General features: G+C 63.2%; 19 protein-coding genes and 1 pseudogene. 10 read left to right on the top strand and 10 right to left on the bottom strand.

Annotated elements, in window-relative coordinates; translation table 11 throughout:
- Positions 1 to 42 precede the first annotated feature (42 nt).
- From XALGPE39_RS05195 to XALGPE39_RS05185, 3 genes are all read left to right on the top strand, one after another.
- Positions 43 to 1,926 carry an ABC transporter ATP-binding protein gene (locus XALGPE39_RS05195; protein ID WP_045727267.1) on the top strand — a complete coding sequence of 628 codons (1,884 nt, stop codon included), beginning with the start codon at positions 43 to 45 and terminating at the stop codon, positions 1,924 to 1,926.
- Positions 1,923 to 2,357, top strand: coding sequence for a hypothetical protein (locus tag XALGPE39_RS16190; protein WP_235429752.1), 435 nt, complete (start codon positions 1,923 to 1,925; stop codon positions 2,355 to 2,357). Before XALGPE39_RS05195 ends, XALGPE39_RS16190 begins: the two co-directional genes overlap by 4 nt.
- A 112-nt stretch (positions 2,358 to 2,469) precedes the next feature.
- Positions 2,470 to 3,249, top strand: coding sequence for a ferredoxin--NADP reductase (locus tag XALGPE39_RS05185; protein WP_045727265.1), 780 nt, complete (start codon positions 2,470 to 2,472; stop codon positions 3,247 to 3,249).
- A gap of 58 nt (positions 3,250 to 3,307) precedes the next feature.
- Here XALGPE39_RS05185 and XALGPE39_RS05180 read toward each other — a convergent pair whose 3' ends face one another.
- The 5 genes from XALGPE39_RS05180 to XALGPE39_RS05160 form a co-directional block, all read right to left on the bottom strand.
- Entirely contained in the window at positions 3,308 to 3,799 is a 492-nt protein-coding gene (locus XALGPE39_RS05180; RefSeq protein WP_045727264.1) for a glutathione peroxidase, read from the bottom strand.
- A gap of 240 nt (positions 3,800 to 4,039) precedes the next feature.
- Positions 4,040 to 4,633 carry a hypothetical protein gene (locus XALGPE39_RS05175; RefSeq protein WP_045727263.1) on the bottom strand — a complete coding sequence of 198 codons (594 nt, stop codon included), beginning with the start codon at positions 4,631 to 4,633 and terminating at the stop codon, positions 4,040 to 4,042.
- A gap of 395 nt (positions 4,634 to 5,028) precedes the next feature.
- Complete coding sequence (locus XALGPE39_RS05170; RefSeq protein ID WP_045727262.1) at positions 5,029 to 5,535, bottom strand: MarR family transcriptional regulator; 507 nt, start codon at positions 5,533 to 5,535, stop codon at positions 5,029 to 5,031.
- 186 nt (positions 5,536 to 5,721) lie between these two features.
- On the bottom strand, positions 5,722 to 6,450 hold the full coding sequence (locus XALGPE39_RS05165) for a DUF3298 and DUF4163 domain-containing protein (RefSeq protein WP_235429751.1): 729 nt from the start codon (positions 6,448 to 6,450) through the stop codon (positions 5,722 to 5,724).
- 206 nt (positions 6,451 to 6,656) lie between these two features.
- The gene (locus tag XALGPE39_RS05160) at positions 6,657 to 6,932 is read right to left on the bottom strand and encodes a GNAT family N-acetyltransferase (RefSeq protein ID WP_045727261.1); all 276 of its coding nucleotides are present in this window, start codon (positions 6,930 to 6,932) and stop codon (positions 6,657 to 6,659) included.
- Between the two features lie 189 nt (positions 6,933 to 7,121).
- On the opposite strand from XALGPE39_RS05160, the gene XALGPE39_RS05155 reads away from it, so the two are divergent.
- A complete protein-coding gene (locus XALGPE39_RS05155; RefSeq protein ID WP_045727260.1) occupies positions 7,122 to 7,322 on the top strand; it encodes a hypothetical protein in 201 nt (66 codons plus the stop codon).
- 112 nt (positions 7,323 to 7,434) lie between these two features.
- Here XALGPE39_RS05155 and XALGPE39_RS05150 read toward each other — a convergent pair whose 3' ends face one another.
- Together XALGPE39_RS05150 and XALGPE39_RS15940 are read right to left on the bottom strand one after the other, a co-directional pair.
- Positions 7,435 to 8,070 (bottom strand): rhomboid family intramembrane serine protease, encoded by a 636-nt coding sequence (locus XALGPE39_RS05150; protein ID WP_045727259.1) that lies wholly within the window; start codon positions 8,068 to 8,070, stop codon positions 7,435 to 7,437.
- An 8-nt stretch (positions 8,071 to 8,078) separates the two neighbouring features.
- A complete protein-coding gene (locus XALGPE39_RS15940; protein WP_161795323.1) occupies positions 8,079 to 8,237 on the bottom strand; it encodes a hypothetical protein in 159 nt (52 codons plus the stop codon).
- A 435-nt stretch (positions 8,238 to 8,672) separates the two neighbouring features.
- Between XALGPE39_RS15940 and XALGPE39_RS16395 the strand changes: the two are divergent.
- From XALGPE39_RS16395 to XALGPE39_RS05140, 3 genes and pseudogenes are all read left to right on the top strand, one after another.
- Positions 8,673 to 9,290: pseudogene (locus XALGPE39_RS16395) on the top strand (endonuclease/exonuclease/phosphatase family protein); the annotation flags it as partial.
- A 189-nt stretch (positions 9,291 to 9,479) separates the two neighbouring features.
- A complete protein-coding gene (locus XALGPE39_RS05145) occupies positions 9,480 to 11,648 on the top strand; it encodes a glycoside hydrolase family 3 C-terminal domain-containing protein (RefSeq protein ID WP_045728983.1) in 2,169 nt (722 codons plus the stop codon).
- A gap of 131 nt (positions 11,649 to 11,779) precedes the next feature.
- Positions 11,780 to 12,652 (top strand): endonuclease/exonuclease/phosphatase family protein, encoded by an 873-nt coding sequence (locus XALGPE39_RS05140; RefSeq protein ID WP_045727258.1) that lies wholly within the window; start codon positions 11,780 to 11,782, stop codon positions 12,650 to 12,652.
- A gap of 160 nt (positions 12,653 to 12,812) precedes the next feature.
- Here the strand turns inward: XALGPE39_RS05140 and XALGPE39_RS05135 are convergent, their stop codons facing one another.
- A complete protein-coding gene (locus tag XALGPE39_RS05135; RefSeq protein WP_045727257.1) occupies positions 12,813 to 13,424 on the bottom strand; it encodes a superoxide dismutase in 612 nt (203 codons plus the stop codon).
- A gap of 373 nt (positions 13,425 to 13,797) precedes the next feature.
- Here XALGPE39_RS05135 and XALGPE39_RS05130 point away from each other — a divergent pair, with 373 nt between their 5' ends.
- Both XALGPE39_RS05130 and XALGPE39_RS05125 read left to right on the top strand, forming a co-directional pair.
- Positions 13,798 to 14,268, top strand: coding sequence for a ribonuclease domain-containing protein (locus XALGPE39_RS05130; protein ID WP_045727256.1), 471 nt, complete (start codon positions 13,798 to 13,800; stop codon positions 14,266 to 14,268).
- Complete coding sequence (locus XALGPE39_RS05125; RefSeq protein ID WP_045727255.1) at positions 14,265 to 14,687, top strand: barstar family protein; 423 nt, start codon at positions 14,265 to 14,267, stop codon at positions 14,685 to 14,687. Before XALGPE39_RS05130 ends, XALGPE39_RS05125 begins: the two co-directional genes overlap by 4 nt.
- 160 nt (positions 14,688 to 14,847) lie before the next feature.
- On the opposite strand, the gene XALGPE39_RS05120 is transcribed toward XALGPE39_RS05125, so the two are convergent.
- Positions 14,848 to 16,740 (bottom strand): ATP-binding cassette domain-containing protein, encoded by a 1,893-nt coding sequence (locus XALGPE39_RS05120; RefSeq protein WP_045727254.1) that lies wholly within the window; start codon positions 16,738 to 16,740, stop codon positions 14,848 to 14,850.
- Positions 16,741 to 17,016: 276 nt separating this feature from the next.
- Between XALGPE39_RS05120 and dbpA the strand changes: the two genes are divergently transcribed.
- Positions 17,017 to 18,393: an ATP-dependent RNA helicase DbpA gene (dbpA, locus tag XALGPE39_RS05115; RefSeq protein ID WP_045727253.1), complete on the top strand. Its 1,377-nt coding sequence runs from the start codon at positions 17,017 to 17,019 to the stop codon at positions 18,391 to 18,393.
- Positions 18,394 to 18,514: 121 nt separating this feature from the next.
- On the opposite strand, the gene XALGPE39_RS05110 is transcribed toward dbpA, so the two are convergent.
- A complete protein-coding gene (locus tag XALGPE39_RS05110) occupies positions 18,515 to 20,086 on the bottom strand; it encodes a YdiU family protein (RefSeq protein WP_045727252.1) in 1,572 nt (523 codons plus the stop codon).
- Between the last annotated feature and the right edge of the window lie 203 nt (positions 20,087 to 20,289).

Genomic DNA, 20,289 nt, shown 5'->3' with positions numbered 1-20,289 from the left:
CCGCACACTCCCCGACCACGCCAGTGCCGGCACACTGCGCCGATGACCCCTCCCTCCCCGTCTCATGGCGCCCCACGCGCCGCATCACGCACCGGCCCCAGCCTGCGCGAACGCTTCGAGGCAATGCGCAACCTGCCGCCGTTCCTACGCCAGATCTGGCAGAGCAGCCGCTGGCTAACCCTCAGCAGCATCGGCCTGCGCATCGTCCGCGCACTGCTGCCTGTGGCCGCGCTGTACGTCGGCAAATTATTGATCGACGAGACCATCCACCTGGTCGGGCAATCCCAAGACATCGTCTCCTTCGGCCAGGCGCTGGGCAGCGGCCGGCTGAACCGCCTACTGGAACTGCTGGCGCTGGAACTGACCTTGGCGATCGGCTCGGACCTGCTCGGGCGATTGATCAGCTATGCCGACACGCTGCTCTCGGAACTGTTCAACAACAGCTCCAGCGTGCAATTGATGGAGCATGCCGCACAGTTGGACCTGGAGGATTTCGAAAACCCGGAGCAGCAGGACCGGCTCGACCGCGCGCGGCGTCAGACCATGGGCCGAATGAACCTGATGAGCCAGTTGTTCGGCCAAGTGCAGGATGCGATCACCGTCATCAGTTTCGCGATCGGTCTGTTGGTCTATGCCCCCTGGCTGATCGCACTACTGGCGCTGGCCCTGCTCCCGGCGTTCATCGGCGAAGCGCATTTCAATGCACTGGGTTATGCGCTCAACTTTCAATGGACCGCCGAGCGCCGCCAACTCGACTACCTGCGCCAGCTCGGCGCCAGCGTCGAGACCGCAAAAGAAGTGAAGATCTTCAACCTGCACACGTTTCTGATCACACGCTACCGCACGCTGGCCGAGCGCTTCTTCCAGGCCAACCGCACGCTGGCACGCAAGCGCATGCTCTGGGGCACAGTGCTGGCCGCCCTGGGCACGCTGGGCTACTACGCCGCCTATGGCTACATCGTCTGGCGTACCGTGCGCGGCGATTTCAGCATCGGCGACCTGACCTTCCTGGCCGGCAGTTTCCTGCGCCTGCGCCAATTGTTCGAAGGCTTGCTGATTGGCTTCTCGCAGGTGGCCGGGCAAGCGCTGTATCTGGACGACCTGTACGCGTTCTTTCGCATCGTGCCGGAAATTCGCTCGCGGCCCGACGCCTTGCCGATACCGCGTCCGATCGCGCACGGCATCGTGTTCGAAAATGTCGGCTTCCGCTATCCCGATGCCCAACGATGGGCGGTGCGCGAACTGAATTTCGAACTGCGCGCCGGCGAAGTGCTGGCGCTGGTTGGCGAGAACGGCACCGGCAAAACCACACTGGTCAAACTGCTGGCGCGGCTGTACGACCCCGACGAAGGCCGCATCCTGCTCGATGGCCGCGACCTGCGTGATTACGATCTGGAAGACCTGCGCAGCAACCTCGGGGTGATCTTCCAGGACTTCGTGCGCTACCACTTCAGCGCTGGCGAGAACATCGGCGTTGGCCAGATCGCAGCACTGCACGACGCGCAACGCATCCGCCACGCAGCGCAACGCGCGATGGCTGCCGAGTTGATCGAGAGCCTGCCACAAGGGTACGCGCAGGTGATCGGACGCCGCTTCAAGACTGGCGTGGACCTGTCCGGCGGGCAGTGGCAGAAGATCGCCATCGCCCGCGCCTACATGCGCCAGGCGCAGGTGATGATCCTCGACGAACCGACCGCAGCGCTGGACGCACGCAGCGAATTCGAGGTGTTCCAGCGTTTCAAGGAACTGTCCGCAGACCGCACCGCGGTGCTGATCTCGCACCGTTTCTCCAGCGTGCGCATGGCCGACCGCATCCTGGTACTGGCCGATGGTCGCATCGAAGCCAATGGCACCCATGACGAACTGATGGCACAAGGCGGACGCTACGCGGAACTGTTCGAACTGCAGGCCGCTGGGTATCGTTGAGCCTGATCCCGCTCAATCGGACACCAGCCACGATGCGCCGCTTTCTGTACTGCCTGCTTGCCGCCTTGCCTGCCGCGTCTGCGTCTGCCGCTCCCACCGCCACCACGCCAACGCCGCAAGACTACAGCGCCGCCAAGGCCCTCGCCGACCACGACGAGGCGATGCTGCCGACGTCGCTAAGCGAACGTTTGCACACGCTGCAACGTGCCGCGCTGGAGGAAGGCGTGACCAATTGCGCCACGCCGCGCCCGGACACCTCCGCGTTCGTCATCGTGGTCCAGTTGCAGGCCGACGGCAGTGTCGGGGCGAGCTGGCGCAATGGCACCACGCCACTGGCACAGTGCCTGGAGCGCTTTCTGCGCCAACGCCCGCTGCTGGCGCCGCCGCGGGCACCGCTGTACCTGTCGTATGAAGTTTCGTTCGAGAAGTGAAGCGAGCCGACGCAGGAACAAGGTACCCGGACGCCCACAAATGAGATCGGATATCAGTTGAACAACCATGGGATAGAATAATCTCCGCTCCTTCCCCATTACGATCAACGGCATGTCCTCCGCTTTTGGCCCCGAAACGGTGCTCGATGTCCGTCACTGGACCGACGACTACTTCAGCTTCACCACCACCCGCAACGACGGCTTTCGTTTCGAAAACGGCCAGTTCGTGATGATCGGACTGGAGACGGAGACACGGCCGCTGCTACGCGCCTACTCCATCGCCAGCGCCAACTGGGAGGAGCAGCTGGAGTTCTTCAGCATCAAGGTGCCAAACGGCCCACTGACCTCGCGCCTGCAACACATCAAGCCCGGCGATTCGGTGCTGGTCGGCAAGAAACCCACCGGCACGCTGCTGATCAGCGACCTGCACCCAGGCCGGCATCTGTACCTACTGGGCACCGGGACCGGCTTGGCGCCATGGCTGTCGGTGATCAAGGATCCGGAAACCTACGAGCGCTTCGACAAAGTGATCCTCGCTCACGGCGTGCGCTTGGAGAAGGATCTGGCTTATCGCGACTATGTCGAGAAGGAACTGCCGCAGCACGAATTCCTCGGCGAAACCATCCGCGAGAAACTGCTGTACTACCCGGCGGTGACCCGCGAGGCGTTCTGCAATCATGGCCGCCTGACCGAGTTGATCGTCAACGGCGCGATGCAGCGCACGCTGGGTCTGCCACCGCTGGATCCGGAGCATGACCGCGCGATGATTTGCGGCAGCCCACAAATGCTGGCGGATCTACGCCAAAGCCTGGATGCGCGCGGCTTCGTTGCTTCCCCGCGCATCGGCGCACTGGGCCATTACGTGTTCGAGCGCGCCTTCGTCGAAAAATAGTACGGTCGAGAGCTTTATCCGTCGTCAGGATGCACGACCAAAGCAGGCATCGCCGCGCTCAACCCAACGCGCGCTCGATCTGTACGGCCAGCGCTTCGGGCTTGGTGGTGGGCGCATAGCGCGCCAGCACCTGACCGTTGCGATCAAGCAGAAACTTGCTGAAATTCCATTTGATCGCCGCGATCCCGAACGCCCCCGGCTGTTGCTGCTTGAGCCAGCACCATAACGGATGCGCGTTCTCGCCATTGACCTGCACCTTGGCGAACATCGGGAAATCCACGCCATAATTCAGCGAACAGAATTGCCCAATCTGCTCGGCGTCACCAGGCTCTTGATGACCAAACTGGTCGCACGGAAAACCGAGCACCACCAGGCCACGCTCACGATATCGCTCCCACAGCGCCTGCAAACCGGCATATTGCGGAGTGAAGCCGCATTTGGATGCGACATTGACGATCAGCAGCACCTTGCCTGCGTAATCGACCAGCGACTGCACACGGCCGTCCAGGGTCGTCGCAGTGAAGGCATAAGCATTGGTCTGCATTTCCATGAACCTCGCTTCTCGGGAATGGCGCGAGACCAAGCCTGTACATCGCGCCGCCGCCGTGCCCGGCCACGCGCAGACCAGCGAGCGGCATATTCACTTGCACTGGGCAAACTCACTGCAACAGGATCGGGACAAGCAAAGCGCTCGCACGGACAGCACGACGCCCGGACCAGCCGGGCGTCGTGACCAACCGATTTACCTCAGGCACGCCACAAAGGGCGATGCCAAGACGCACCGATCAGCTTACTTGCCATCGGCCGAGGCACCGGCATCAGCGCCGAGTGAAGCCGAGCCACTCGCCTGCCCGCCCTCCGCGCCCGCCTGACCCGAAGCCGACACGGCACCACCGGCTGCAGCGCCCATGGTCCCGCGATGCGACGCACTCCCCTTAGCGTGACCGTGTGTGTTACCGCTCGCGGCCGCTGCGCCCTCTACACCTCCAGCAGCGTCGCCTGCGGCAGACAGCGCCGCACCGGACTTGGCCGCACCAGACTTGGCTGCGCCGGCAGCAGTATCAAGCGCGCCCTCGGCCTCGTTCATCGCACCGCTCGTCGTCTTGCGTGCCGCCGCCGCACCGTGCGCCGCGCCCGACCGTACATGCCGCGAGGTTTGTTCGATGCCGTCACGGGCATGCTCCAGCGGAGCACCCGCATCCAGTCGGCCTGCACCTGTCGCGTTAGCGCCCAGATTCCCCGCTGCCTGACCGCCCAGCGCGCCGTTCACCGCACCGCCCAAGCCGCCGGCGCCACCCAGTGCCTGCGCACCAGCAGTCGGCGCCAACGCCACCATCGCCACCAGCACCGCGCTCGCCATCAGAGTCTTGGTCTTGCTGTTCATTGTGTTCTCCTCGTTCCGCCACAGGGGATCAGTGGCGTGGTCCCTTATATACGAATCAAAAGCAACGCCACATCAACAGCAATACAGATGCAGACAGGCCGTATTCACCCGCCCGGCACGCGCCACACCGCCTCAGCACACGCCAGAGCTTGCAACTACAGGCATGCCTCGCCGCACTGCTCGATGCAGGCATGCCAACACGCATCTTGACGAATGAAAACGCACGCCAAACAGCATCAGCAGCTGAGGCCGATCAGACGCGCAGCGGCACCGCGATGCAACACGGCAACGCCAGCACTGGTCGATACCAACGTTTGACGACAGAGCACAAGGCCCTGCTGCAAATGCGGAAAATTTGGCTAGCCGTTGAGTGCAAACCGCACGCGCGGCTGCCGCTAGATGACCTGAGCGTGAGAGTCGACACCGCTCAACATCTTTTTCAGCAAATGCTCCAGTTGCTGCTGTTCGTCGACATTCAACCCTGCGGTTTCGGCATATAGAAACTCGCATACATCCGGCAACAACCTTTCGATCAAGGCAATACCGGCTGGCTGCATGGTCATTGCAACCTTGCGGCGGTCTTCATGACTGGCCATGCGCAACAGCAAACCCTTGCTACACAGGCTATCGGTCAGGCGGGTGATGTTGGCCGGTTTTTCACTGGCGGCCTCGGCGACCTCGGTGGGAGTCATGCAGTGCCCGGGGGTACCGTACAGCATCATCAGGATCTCGTACTCCGGCGGACTGATGCCGTAATCCTTAAGCGCCACGGATGCGTTGGTGTGGACGCGCTTGTACAGATGCTTGACCAACCGGATCAGCACCGCCGGAGAGCGTGGAAATCCATGGTAGCGCTCACATGTGTAGACCACACATCGCTCGGTCTGCTCGAAACTGCTCATAGGGAGGGGGATCGCAGGTGAAGTAATGGGGGGGGGGGCGAAGACAACAATGCTGCTCAGTGTGACTGATGCAGAGTAAAGTGAAAACGTCGGCATGCGCGGTTGAACGTTACGCCCTGCTGCCACAAGGCAAGGCGGCGCAAACAGGAACCCGCCACAGGCTGCCGATTCGCCTTGCAAAGCAGGCTAAGCAACAAACAAGCCCGCATATTCGGGCGCAACCAGAGCGCGTAACACACTGGCCGGCACGTCGACTATTTGCGTGCCATCGGAATACGCCCCCACCTGGTACGAAGGAAACACAAAGCGCACTGCGGTGATTTTTCCGCTCGCATCGACCAACGGCTGGAACTGACTGAAATTGCGGGCCTGCGGCGTGGTGCCCTCGGCGATCATCTTGTCGACATTGAGCACCTGCTGGTCGTGATCGTCTGGCGGCAACTGCGCGGCATGGCCGCGTGCGCGCATCGCATGGCGCAGTTGCGCGGCAACGTAAGTCGCTACAGCCTTCCAATGATCGGCATCTGGGATCAATTCCTCGGCGGTCAGCATGCGCTGCTGCTGCGGCAACCATACAAACCGCGCAAGCAGTGGCTCGCCATGCGGGCCACCGGTATAGCGACTACCATCGGCCGCCAACGCGACCAGATCAGGCCGTTCCAGTAGCACATCGAACTGCAGGGATAATTCGTAAGGTGTCCGCGCACGGTCGTGACCGATGCCTTCGACCGCCTGCATCAACTCGCCGCGTGCACGCTGCGCATAGCGATTGGCCGCCTCGGCCAGACCCGGATAGTGGTTGATTGCCGCAGGAAAAGTCATCCCAATCACATAGTTTGGGTTGTGCTCGACGATGTCCTTCAACTCCAATGGTGCGGCCTGGGTTGGTACAGCCGGCACATCGGCCTGGCTCACTGAGAGCGTTGGCGTCACGCTGGGCACGACAGTCGTCTGCTCACGCTTACACCCGGGCGCTGACAATGTCGCTGCCAGTGCGAGCATTGCACATGCCACTTGCCGGTTACGTCTGATTTGCATGCCCTGTCTCACGTCGACCTTCCGGTGTTCTGCTGTGTGTCTGTGCGATGACGCATATCGTGCGATTGCAGCGCCTTGCGCGCTCAGCTGAGCAGCACGGCATATTGCGGGTGGCGTTGAATGAAAACCGCAGCATAGGAACAAGACGGCACGACCTTCATTCCTTGCGACTTTGCATATTCCAACGCCGCCGCCACCAACTGTGCGCCGAGGCCACGGCCACCGATCGCATTCGGCACGCCGGTGTGGACGATCACCATGCGCCCACTCTCCAACACGTAGTCGAGTTCGGCATTGTGACCGTCGAGTTGCAGGATGAAGCGGCGCTGTTGCGGCTCGTGCGCGATGGAAGCAGCCATGAAGATCGAAGGGGGAAGTGCTGTGGGAGCACAGTGTCCACATCCACTCGCCAGTGTGATGTGAAGCAAATCGTGCGCTAAAACGGACTCAAGTCGCGCCATCGCTCGCCGCTATCTTCAGGAAAGGCAAAGTCCTGGCATGGGAGTTGCTTGTCCCATCACGATACGATCCAACAGAGGCAAGGCGTCATGAGCGAGAACAGATACCAGCACGGCGACCCAGATGCCGCCATGTTAGAAGAGATGTTCCAACTCGCACTCAATAGCGACACGCAAGGCGGAAGGTTCAAGCAACTCAGCGACGAGATCTACGAGCGCCTGCGCTGCACCTACGAACATGCTTCCGTCGGTAGCGCCAAGGCGCAGCTACGCGGCCAGCAAATCGCTTGAACTTCACGCACGCCCAGCGTGCGTGGTCAGCCAATCTTGCCTCGTCGCGGGCACAACGAAACAACCCCACTTTGCCCTGAGCAGCCGCAGCACGCGCTGCGGCTTGTGCAACTCAGCCCGGACCAAAGCGCGGGCTTGCCAACTCACGTAGAAAATGCTGCAGCACCGCTGGCTGCATAATCACCAAAAACATCACACCGAACCCCGCGCCGGCCAGGTGCGCGCTGTGATTGACATTATCGCCGCCGCGGCGATCCATCCAGATGCTATAGGCGACGTAGAACACCGCGTAGATGATCGCCGGGATCGGGATCGGGATGAAGAAAAAGAAGATCCCTGTCCACGGCGCTATCAGGATGAAAGCGAACAGCACGGCAGACACCGCGCCGGAAGCTCCCAGGCTCATGAAGTTCGGATTTTTCCGATTCTTTAGGTAACTCGGCAGAATCGAGACCAGCAGCGCTCCAAGGTAAAACAGCGGGTACACCAGCGTGTTGCCGGTCAGACGTTCCATCAGCACTTCAACCGGACCGCCGAAGAAATACAGCGTGACCATGTTGAACAGCAAGTGCGGGAAATCGGCGTGGATGAAGCCATAGGTGACCAATCGATCGTATTGCTTGTGACGGTCGATCGCTGGCGGCCACAGGATCAGCCTATCGAGCAGCCTGCGATTGTTGAACGCCCCCCATGACACCAGCACGGTGAGGACGATGAGAATCAGATTGATGGGGGGAATGGAGGACATGCGAAATCTCAGATGGGGAAGTAATAATCAACCATGCGCTCGTAGCGCAGGGATAGCCCGAACAGGCAGGCGGCAGCGAACGTGACGACCAATAACATCAGGAAGGCAGTCTCGCCAAGCCCGCAGCGGCCGATATGCGCGATGACCCACGCATTGAACAGCAGCATCAGCACCACCCGTCCCGGAATTAGAGACACGCATGATGGGGCCAATGTCGACAAGGCGCCAAGATCATCCGCCACTGGCTGACAGCATCACCACCGGCGATGCGGTCATGCAACACAATCAGGCCGGCGAGATCGCAAGCGACCCTGGTCGAAACCAAACTGCGCCAACACGGCATCGGCTTGCGTCGCCTGCGCATTGGACGACATCGCCCGCAGAGACATTCCGCGCCGACGACGCCAGCTTCGCCAGGCAGGCTCAGGCTCGGCTGCAATTTTCTATCGTTGCCACAGTTCCCCGTACAAGCGTTTTCGGCTATCTCCGATCATGATTGGCGAGGATGCGCCGCCCGAGCAACACCGACTCCATTCCCACGACCGTGAGATGACACTAATGCTACATTCCTCAACCTACCAGAGAAAGGCTGCAGACCCGCTATGAAAGCATCCGTCGCATTGCTTTGCCTCGCACTCGCCTGGCCGGTCCTTGCAGCACAAATGCCAACCGCAGCCACGGATACCCCGACGCTGCGCGTGGTCACGCTGAACCTGTCTGAGCATCAACAAGATTGGCTGCAGCACCGCGACCAAATCGCCGATACGCTGCGCACGCTGCGGCCGGACGCCATCGTTTTGGAAGAGCAGCCACAGGACGAGGCCCTATCGAATCAAGCACAGTGGCTCGCCGCGCAACTCGGCGAGCCGTGGGATGTCGCCAGCGTCGATTCGCCCAGTGCAAGCCAGCGCCACGGTAATGCGCTACTGACCCGACACCCAGTCCTATCGCGCGAACAGATTCGCCTGAACCCACGCGATGACGACAGCAACGCCACGCGCCTACGTCTGGAAGTGGGCACTCGCGTAGTGAATCTCTACGCCACGCAACTGCACTCAAACCACGCTGACGGCCCCCATGCCCAACACCAGTTACACGATGTGCTGGCCTGGATCGCGCGCAGCGCCGACGGCGCACCATCACTGCTGGCCGGTGATTTCAAGACCAACGCCGACGCAGCGGAACTAGCCACGCTCCGCCGCGATTTCGACGACAACGACGCCGGCCTGGACGGGCGCGGCAATCGCCGTCCCGACAACGCGCTGACTTCAAAACTCTCACGGTCCAAGTCCGTCTCCAGGCTATTGTTCCAGCGCGAGCGCTTTGCCCCGGTCGCCAGCCGCAGTTTGCTGCAGACCGCCGACCATCATGGCGCCTGGACTTCGGACGACCTCGCCCAGCTCAACACATTGCGCCTGCTGCCGAACAGCAACGTCGATACACAGCGCCCGTGGGCCGACCGCAGCCTGGCACCAGACCGTCGCGCCACGCTGCTGGTGCAGGCCATGACCCAGGACGAAAAATTCCAGATGGTGCGCAGCTACTTCGGCCTGAGCAAGGACGGCAGTAAGCCTCCCGCTGGCGCGATCGGCTCGGCCGGCTACGTACCGGCGATTGAGCGTCTGGGCATCCATGCGCAGCAACTGGCCGATGCCGGCGTCGGCGTGACCAACCCGGGCAACATCCGCCCTGGCGACCATGCCACGGCATTGCCCTCCACGCTCGCCACGACCTCCACCTGGAATCGCGAACTGGCCCACGCCGGCGGCGTCACCATGGGACGCGAAGCCTGGCAGCAAGGCTTCAACGTGCTGCTGGCCGGCAGCGTCAACCTGCAGCGCGATCCACGCAACGGTCGCAACTTCGAGTACGCCGGCGAAGATCCGTTATTGGCCGGCGTCATGGTCGGCGAATTGATCCGCGGCGTGCAAAGCCAGCATGTGGTCTCGACCATGAAGCATTTCGCGCTCAACGACCTGGAAACCGGGCGCGATAGCCACAGCGCCGATATCGGCGAACAGGCCATGCGCGAATCGGACCTACTGGCCTTCGAGCTGGCGCTGAAGATCGGCGCGCCACAGGCGGTGATGTGTGCGTACAACCGTATCAACGGCGTGTACGCCTGCGAGCACGACCATCTGCTCAACAATGTACTGAAACAGGAATGGAAATTTCCCGGCTACGTGATGTCCGATTGGGGCGCTGTGCATAGCGGTGCCAAGGCGGCGCTGGCCGGCCTGGATCAAGAGTCGGCTGGCGAAGCGTTCGATAAACAAGTGTTCTTCGACCAACCGCTGCGCATGGCCGTGACCGCCGGCAGCGTGCCGCAGACACGCCTGGACGACATGGTGCGGCGGATCCTGCGTGCTTTCATCGCCACCGGCAGCTACGACCACCCGCCGCAACACCAACCAATCGACGATGCCGCTGGCGGACTGGCCGCGCAACGTGTGATCGAGGAAGGCACCGTGCTGCTGCGCAACGAGCAGCAGACGCTGCCGCTACCACGTACCCTGCGCCGCATCGCGGTGATCGGCGGACATGCCGACAAGGGTGTGATCGGCGGTGGCGGTTCATCGATGGTCGGCTTCACCGTCAACGGCGGCAATGCGGTACCGGGTATCGCCCCAACCACATGGCCCGGCCCGGTGATGTTCCACCCCTCCTCGCCGCTGCAGGCGCTGCGCAAGGCACTACCAGAGGCGCAGATCGACTACGCCAGCGGCGATGATCTGGCCGCTGCGGCCAAGCTCGCGCACAGTGCCCAAGCGGTGATCGTATTCGCCACGCAGTGGGCGGCGGAATCGGTAGACCTGCCCGACATCCACCTACCCGGCCAACAGGATGCGCTGATCGCCGCGATGGCCAAGGCCAATCCGCGCACAATCGTGGTCCTGGAGACCAACGGCCCAGTGGCAATGCCGTGGCTAGGCCAGGTACCGGCGGTACTGGAAGCCTGGTACCCCGGCATCCGCGGCGGCGAAGGACTGGCGCGCCTGCTACTGGGCGAGGTCAATCCGTCCGGCCGCCTGCCGGTCACCTGGCTACGCGACGTGGCGCAACTGCCACGCCCCTCGATTCCCGGGCTGGGCCTCACGCCGGCGCAACCGGCCGGCAGCAACGTCGACTACAGCATCGAAGGCGCCAACGTCGGCTATCGCTGGTTCGCCGCGCGCGGCCTGGAACCGCTGTATCCGTTTGGCTACGGCCTGTCTTACACGCAATTCGCCTATACCGGCTTCAGCGTGCGGATGGACGGGGCCAATGTCGTCGCCAGCGTCGAGGTGCGCAATACCGGCACGCGCGAAGGCGCCGATGTCGCCCAACTGTATCTACGCCTGCCGCCAGGGCACTCTACGCCGATTCGCCTGATCGGCTGGGAAAAGGTCATGCTCAAACCAGGCGAAAGCCGTCGCATCAGCATCGTCGCCGAGCCCAAGACCCTGGCCGACTACGACCCGGCGAAACGCCACTGGCACATCGCCGCCGGCACTTACGAATTGATGCTTGGACGTTCGGCGACACAGGCCGAGGCCAGCGCGCCACTGCGGTTGCAAGAAAGAGGACTGTCCCCCTGACAGACGCGAAAATTCCGGCAGCCTGTGTCAAGGGCGGGCACGATGATGGCGTGCGGCTCGCGTCGCTAGACGCGGCCATCGTCTGGCGCCCTACACGCAACGCTGAAGACAGGCGTCCTAACATGGAGCCAATGAGCAGACTTGTTTCTCCATGGCATCGCGCCGGCTGGCTGCTACTGGCCGTGGCGATGCATGCGCGGGCGCTCCCATCGGCGGCACCTGCGATGCCTGGCGCAGCGGGGTCCGCACTCACAATTGTCACGCTCAACCTTGCACAGGAACGCGGCGCTTGGCCTGCCCACGGCGAGCGCCTCGTCGAAGCGCTACAGCGCCTGCATCCCGATGCCATCGCCTTGCAGGAAGTGCTGCAAACCCCCGATATGCCGAACCAGGCACAGTGGCTGGCGGCACGACTGGGCTACCACTGCCACTTCATCAGCCCCGACCCGCCAAGCAGGCCGCAGCGTCGCGGCAATGCACTCCTGACCCGCCTGCCGGTCTTGGAAGAAGCACAGACCTTACTGTATCCATCCGAGGACTACAGCGTGGCGGGACTGGTGCGGGTGAAACTGCATGGACAAGCGGTGAACCTGTATTTCACCCGTTTGCATGCCACGCGCAACGGCAGCGCCAATCGCCGCGAACAGGTAGACGACCTGATGGCTTGGATCCAAGCGACCGCCGAGGGCATTCCCTCGTTGCTCGCCGGCGGGTTCTTTGCCACCGCGCACGCACCGGAACTGACGCCACTGGCCACCCGCTTCGACGATGGCGCCACGTGCGCTCGCGATGCGGTCCCGCGCAACAGCCTGTCACCGCGCGTGCTCGGCAGTGCGGCGGTGGCCGACCATGTGTTCTTCGAACGCGGCCATTTCCTGCCATTACGCAGCGCACGCCTGTTTGCGGGTCAGCCCGCTATCGCGCACGGGACCGCTCCTGGCGGCCTGCTGATAGCACTGCAACCACTGGATCAGATGCCAGAGTCGATGCAATCACTGCCGTAACTGCCGTAACTGCCGTAACTGCCGTGAATGCCAATCGCGCCGCCCGTGCCTGCCCTGCCTGGCCCGGGCAGCAGCAGTAGATCCCCTAAAAAAGAAAGGCCGGGAAAACCCGGCCTCGCTCTTCGCTCTTCGCTCTTCGCTTAGGGCTGATAGTGCGCGATCAGCCGATTGCGGCGTGGTAACGACGTTCCACTTCTTTCCAGTCGATGACATTGAAGAACGCGCCGATGTAGTCCGCACGACGATTCTGGTAATTCAGGTAATACGCGTGTTCCCACACGTCCAGCCCCAGGATCGGCGTATTGCCTTCGAACAGTGGGCTGTCCTGGTTGGCGGTGCTCTCGACCACCAGCGTCTTGCTCGGGGTGACGCTCAGCCAAGCCCAACCGCTGGCGAAACGGGTCAGCGCCGCCTTGATGAAGGCTTCTTTGAACTTCTCGAAGCCGCCAAGCTCACGCTCGATGGCCTTGGCGACGTCGCCGATCGGGGTACCGCCCGCATTAGGCGCCATCACCGTCCAGAACAGCGAGTGATTGGCATGACCGCCACAATTGTTGCGCACCGGCCCCTGCAGATTCTCCGGTAACGATTTGAACTTGGACAGCAGCACCTCCACCGGAAGGTCGGCGTACTCGGTACCCTCCAACGCGGCGTTGCCATTGACGATGTAGGTGTTGTGATGCTTTGAGTGATGGATCTCCATCGTCTGCGCATCGATATGCGGCTCCAGCGCGTCGTAGGCGTAGGGCAGCTTGGGAAGGGTATAGGCCATGCGGTTCTCCTGGACGTTCGCTGTCGAAAAGACAAGCGTTGCGTGAACAATGGTAAGGACAGCTGACGACCTTACCAAGACTGCGAGGAGAGCAACACCCTTTCGTGCCGACGACGCGCCATGCTGCCGGTTCGTCTGCCGTGCGCCGCGACGGCCACCATGCCCCAGCCACTGACGCCTCGGGCATGTGGATCGCAACCTGCTCGGTTGTTTGCTGGCTTGCGGCGTTGGTCTTGGTCGCGTCCTCACCAACGTGAAACGCGCGCAGGACCAATGCAAATGGCAACGTTTAGAGGCCAAACAGGCAGCTTCTCCCATACTGTGCCAATCGCCTCGGTCGCGCGGCGCAATCGCCGTTCCTGCAGGAGTTCCCATGCGCAAACCCGTGCTATTGATTGCCGCACTCGTGTTGCTGATCGGCGGACTGTGGGGTATCCGCGCAGTGCAGCAACCGCCGCATCCACAGTTCGCGCCTGCGCTCAGCGCTGCGGCGCAAACGCCGTATGCCGCCCCACGCAGTCTGCCAAGCACAACACCTGCGGCCACGCCGGCCTGGCCCGCATTTCTGCCAGCGGAAGCCCGCACCACCATCGCGCTAATCCAGCACGGCGGGCCATTCCCGCACCGCCAGGATGGCAGCGTGTTCGGCAACCGCGACAAGCGGCTGCCAGCGCGCCCACCCGGTTATTACCGCGCGTACAGGGTTGACACTGCGACCCCATCGGACCGTGGTACACGCTGGATCGTCACCGGCGGCGATCCACCGGAAACCTGGTATTACAGCGATGACCACAACGCTAGCTTTCGCAACGTTCAGGTCCCTGTGAGCGGGCAAACACAATGACTGGCCAGCCTTTCGCATTGAACCTGGCCGAGCCGGCCAGCTCCGGCGTCTACCGCGTCGGCAACCGCGACCTGGACAGCGTCGCCGCGCTCGCCCGTGGCGCTGGCCTACGGCTGTGCAGGATCGACCTGCACGGCTGCACCGGCAAGGCGATGTTACTGATGCGGATCGCCGCGCAGCTAGACTTTCCCAATGGCTTCGGGCGCAACTGGGATGCAATGAAAAAAGGCCTGCGCGACCTCTCCTGGCTGCCGGCGACGGTCGGCTACGCGCTACTGCTGGAAGATGCTGGCACGCTACAGTCGCTGGCTCACGAAGAATTCGGCGTGCTACTTGAGACACTCGACGATGCGGCCAAACAATGGGCACGGCAGGGCGTCAGTTTCGTCGCCTTCTTGGGGGATCCGCAGGCTCCATAGGACGCAAGGCCGGTGCTCGGCAAGGGCAAGCCCAGCGTCATGGTTGCTTTCCAGCAGCGCGAACGTCGCATCCGATGCAACGATGGGGCCGTGCCGCCGGGCAACACCACACCGTTGCGATTGCCATTACCGGCTCAAACTATCAGCACCGATCCGGGCTTTAGCCATCCAACGTGCTCCACCGCGCATACGCCGCATCAAGTTCCGCCTGTGCCTGCGCCAACAATTGGGTGTGGGCGGTCACTGCGGCGGCATCACCTTGGTAGAACGCGGGATCGGTCATCGCCTCGGTCAGTGTGGCGACCTGCTGTTCCAATGCTTCGATCCGCGCCGGCAGTTGTTCCAGTTCGCGCGCATCCTTGTAACTGAGCTTGCGCTTGGCAGGAGTGGCCACCACTGTCGCGGCGGGCACAGCGGCAGTGGCCACCGCAGTGGCCGAGGCCTTGGCAACCGCCATCGCGCTGGCCGGCGGCGCGGCACGCTGGCGCACCCAATCGCTGTAGCCGCCGACGTACTCGCCAATGTGCCCATCGCCTTCCATGACCATGGTGGAGGTCACGACGTTGTCGATGAAGTCACGGTCGTGGCTGACCAACAACAACGTTCCGGTGTATTCGCCGAGCAACTCTTCCAGCAACTCCAGCGTTTCCACGTCCAGATCGTTGGTCGGTTCGTCCATCACCAGCAGATTGGAGGGTTGCGCGAACAGCCGTGCCAGCAACAAGCGGTTACGCTCGCCACCGGAGAGGCGGGTGATCGGTGCGCGTGCGCGTTCCGGGGTAAACAGGAAATCCTGCAAATAACCGTGCACATGCTTGCGCTTGCCGTTGATCTCGATGAAGTCGCGCCCCTCGGCCACGTTCTCGATCGCATTCCAATCCTCGCGCAAGGTCGCGCGGTACTGATCGAAATAGGCCACCTGCAGATTGGTCCCGGCACACACCTCGCCGCTGTCCGCTGTCAGCTCGCCCAGCAGCAGCTTCAGCAGCGTGGTCTTGCCGCTGCCGTTGGGGCCGATCAGGCCGATCCGGTCGCCACGCAGGATCGTCGTGGAAAAATCGCGCACCATCGCACGCGCGCCGAAGGCGAAGTGTAGTGCCTTGGCTTCGATCACCTTCTTGCCGGAAGAGTCGCCCTGCGCGGCCTCCATGCGCACATTGCCGCCCAGTTCGCGACGCTGGGTGCGCTCGCGGCGCATCGCCTCCAGCCGTCGCACGCGGCCTTCGTCACGGGTCCGACGGGCCTTGATGCCCTGCCGGATCCACACTTCTTCCTGCGCCAGCAGCTTGTCAAAACGCGCGTTCTCCTGCGCCTGCGCATTGAGTCGCTCCTCGCGACGGCGCATGTAGTTGGCCCAATCACCGGGCCAACTGCTGACCTGACCACGGTCGATCTCGACGATGCGCGTGGCCAGCGCACGCAGAAAGCGCCGGTCGTGGGTGACGAACACCACGCTGCCACTCCAGCTTTTCAGGAAACCTTCCAGCCAGTCGATGGCCTCGATGTCGAGATGGTTGGTCGGCTCGTCGAGCAGCAACAGATCCGGCGCCGACACCAGCGCACGCGCAAGTAGCACGCGCCGCTTCATGCCTCCGGACAGGCGCGCGAACTCGGCTTCGCCGTCCAGCTCCAGCCGGGTCAGCGTCTCCTCGACGCGCTGATCCAGGGCCCAGCCATCGGCGCCGTCGATCTTGGATTGCACCGTACCCAGCGCCTCACCGTCGAAGTCCTGCGCATGACTCAGGCGATGGAACTCGGCGAGCCAGTGGCCCAATTCGCCCAGGCCATCGGCCACCACGTCGAACACGCTGCCGGCTGCGCCATGCGGCACCTCCTGCTCCAGTCGCGCGATGCGCACGCCCTGCTGCACGCGGATCTCGCCGTCGTCAGGCTTCAACTCCCCGGCGATCAGCTTCATCAAGGTGGATTTGCCGGCGCCGTTGCGGCCGATCAGGGCAATGCGCTCGCCCGGCTCGATCGTCAGGGCGGTCTTTTCCAGCAACAGTGGGCCGCCGACGCTGTAGTCGAGGTTTTGCAGAGTGATAAGAGGCATTGCGCCATTGTACTTCGAGGTGTCCCGCACCGAATACGCAGCAAGCTGCGCGCATCGACAACCCACGATCTGGCGCTGTCTCTGCGAGCCCAGCGCACAGCACTAAGGATGACGGTCCGGCGCATCGAGAGAGCAGTGCCACACCTGCTGCGAACCGTACCTGCACCCCATAAGCAAGCCATCGCACACAGGTTCCAGAGATCGATCGGCCAGGGCCGCGATGCGCGCACGCTGTCGCATCCCGGTGTTTTGCCTGCATTGCGCTTAAAATGGCGTATGACCGATTTCGACACCTTGTCCCTCTCACCCGCGCTGGCGCCCGGCATCGACGCATTGGGCTACACCACGATGACGCCGGTGCAGGCGCAGAGCCTGCCACCGATCCTCGCCGGCCACGACGTCATCGTGCAGGCGCCCACCGGTAGCGGCAAGACGGCGGCCTTCGGCCTGGGTCTACTGCACAAACTCGATCCAGCCCTGGTCCGCGCGCAGGCGCTGGTACTGTGTCCGACCCGCGAACTGGCCGACCAGGTCGGCAAGCAGGTGCGCAAGCTGGCCACCGGCATTCCCAACATGAAACTGGTGGTACTGACCGGCGGCATGCCGTTGGCACCGCAACTGGCCTCGCTGGAAGCACACGATCCGCAAGTGGTGGTGGGCACACCCGGTCGCATCCAAGAACTGGCACGCAAGCGCGTCTTGCACCTAGGCGGGGTGCGCACGCTGGTGCTGGACGAAGCCGACCGCATGCTCGACATGGGCTTCGAAGAACCGATCCGCGAAATCGCTGGCCGCTGCGACAAACATCGCCAGAGCCTGCTGTTCTCGGCCACGTTCCCCGAAACAATCCGCGCGCTGGCGCGCGAATTGCTTAAGGAACCGACGGAGATCACCATCGCTGGCGCTGAGAGCACACCGGAAATCGATCAGCAGTTCTTCGAGGTCGATCCCAGCTACCGACAAAAGGCCGTGGCCGGCTTGCTGCTGCGTTTCGAACCAGAGTCGAGCGTGGTGTTTTGCAATACCCGCAAGGAAGTCGACGAAGTCGCCAGCTCGCTGCAACAGTTCGGCTTCTCGGCGTTGGCGCTGCATGGCGACATGGAGCAACGTGATCGCGACGAGGTGTTGGTGCGCTTCGTCAACCGCAGTTGCAATGTGCTGGTCGCCAGCGACGTGGCTGCGCGCGGGCTGGACGTGGAGGATCTGGCTGCGGTGCTCAACTACGAACTGCCGACCGACGCCGAGACCTACCGCCATCGTATCGGCCGCACCGCGCGTGCCGGCAAGCATGGCCTGGCCCTGAGTCTGGTGGCACCGCGCGAACTGCCGCGCGCGCAGGCACTGGAAACCGAACACGGTCAGCCACTGCGCTGGTCGCGCGCACCGCTGGCCACCGCGCGCCCGGCGCAATTGCCGCAAGCGGCGATGGTCACGCTGCGCATCGATGGCGGTAAGACCGATAAGCTGCGGCCGGGCGATATTCTCGGCGCATTGACCGGCGACGCTGGCCTGTCCGGCGCGGCCATCGGCAAAATCGCGATCCACCCCACCCGTTCCTATGTCGCCATCGCCCGCGCCCACGCCAGCAAGGCGTTGACCAAACTGCAAGCAGGCAAGATCAAAGGCCGCCGCTTCCGGGTGAGTCCACTCTGACGTCCGCCAGGCCGGCACATGCGAGGCGATGACGCCACACTGTCACTGCGCTAACGCCGGTTGGCGGCCTCGATTCGTGGCCTGATGCTGCTGCGGCAAACCGCAATGCCCGCAGCCGCACTCAGGAACTGCACGAGAGCATCGAACAGCCGGCGCGGGTCCGCGCCCAATCCGGACGCCGCGCCGCGAATGCCTCGCGTCCAGGCTGGTCCTCGTATGGATGACGCATCACCTCCAGCAGTTCGGCGATACCGGCAATATCCCCCTGCTCCGCACGATCAATCGCCTGCTGCGCCAGATAGTTGCGCAGCACGTAGCACGGGTTGGCTGCACGCATCTTTGCCGCGCGCATCGATGCCGACAGCGAATCCCGCCCGAGGCGTTGCGCGTAACGCTGCAACCACGACTCGAACATCGGCGCCTGCGCAGCCAACTGTGCCGGGTCGTAGAACGCGTCGGCCAGCGTCGCCAATGCCTGTGCAGGTGTCCGCGCCTGCAGCGGCTGCGCGCTCAAACCGCGAAACCACAACGTCATATCGACCTCGGCCTGCCGCAGCAATACCTGCAAATCGCGCATCAGCGTCAAGTCCTCGTCCTCGCACTCCGCCAGACCGAGCTTGGCCGCAACGGTATCGCGCTCGGCTTGCGCGTATTCAGCGCTAAAGCGCGCCAGACCGTCCTGCAACGGCGTCACCTCGTCAAACAACGGCACCAGCGCCTGCGCCAACCGCCCCAGGTTCCAGTACGCCACCTGCGGCTGGGTACCGAAGCGGTAGCGACGTCCCTTTGCATCGGTGGTGTTAGGGGTCCAGTCCGGGTCGTAATCATCGATCCAGCCGTAGGGACCATAATCCAGGGTCAGCCCCAGAATCGACATGTTGTCGGTATTCATCACCCCGTGCACGAACCCCACCCGCATCCAGTGCGCGACCATACGAGCCGTGCGCGCGCAGATGTCGGCGAACCAGTCGGCATAACCGTGGTCGCCGCCGGCCTGCAGGTGCGGAAAATCCCGCGCAATGACAAAGTCAGCCAGACGCCGTAGCAAGCGTGTGTCACCGCGCGCGGCAGGCAGCTCGAAACTGCCGAAGCGCACGAACGACGGCGCCACCCGGCAGACCACCGCCCCCGGCTCGGGACGCGGATGGCCGTCGTAGAACATATCGCGCACCACCGTCTCGCCGGTGCCGACCAGGCTAAGCGCGCGCGTGGTGGGCACACCCAGGTGATGCATCGCCTCGCTGCACAGGAATTCGCGGATCGACGAACGTAGGACCGCCCGTCCGTCTGCGCCACGCGAATACGGGGTTGGCCCAGCGCCCTTGAGTTGCAGTTCCCAACGCCGTCCGTCTGCGCCCAACGCCTCGCCCAGGGCGATGGCACGGCCATCGCCCAGTTGCCCGGCCCAGTGCCCGAACTGGTGTCCGCCGTAGTTCGCCGCATACGGTCGCATGCCCGCATCGCAGGCATTGCCGGCAAATACTGCGGCGAAGTGCGGCGCCAGCACCTCCTGCTCGGACAAGCCGAGCATGGCCGCGACTTCGCGCGAGTACGCCAACAGATGCGGCGCCGACACTGGCGTCGGTGCGACCTGCGACCACAACGCGCTCAGCACCTCGCGGCGGCGCGGGCTGGTGTCCGGGTCGCCGGGCAGCTCGGCGGTGAATCGATTGTCAAAGCGTAAGGGAGGCATGCCACCAGCTTAGAGGCAGTGAGCGCCAGCGCCAAACCGGCATCTTGCGACACCGGTTCGTTGCGAACGACACACACACGCGATGCAAGGGCGCAGGCCACCCACCAACACGCGCGATCCGCAACGTCGAGCGCGCAGCGCAATAACCGCCAACCCCGCTGTAGCGTGAAAGCCACAGCTCAAATCGCATGCCGAGATGCTCT

The organism is Xanthomonas sp. GPE 39, from assembly GCF_000963005.1.
GTDB lineage: Bacteria > Pseudomonadota > Gammaproteobacteria > Xanthomonadales > Xanthomonadaceae > Xanthomonas_A.
Note: the sequence above shows the minus strand (reverse complement) of the source record. Positions and strands in the feature narration are given on the sequence as shown.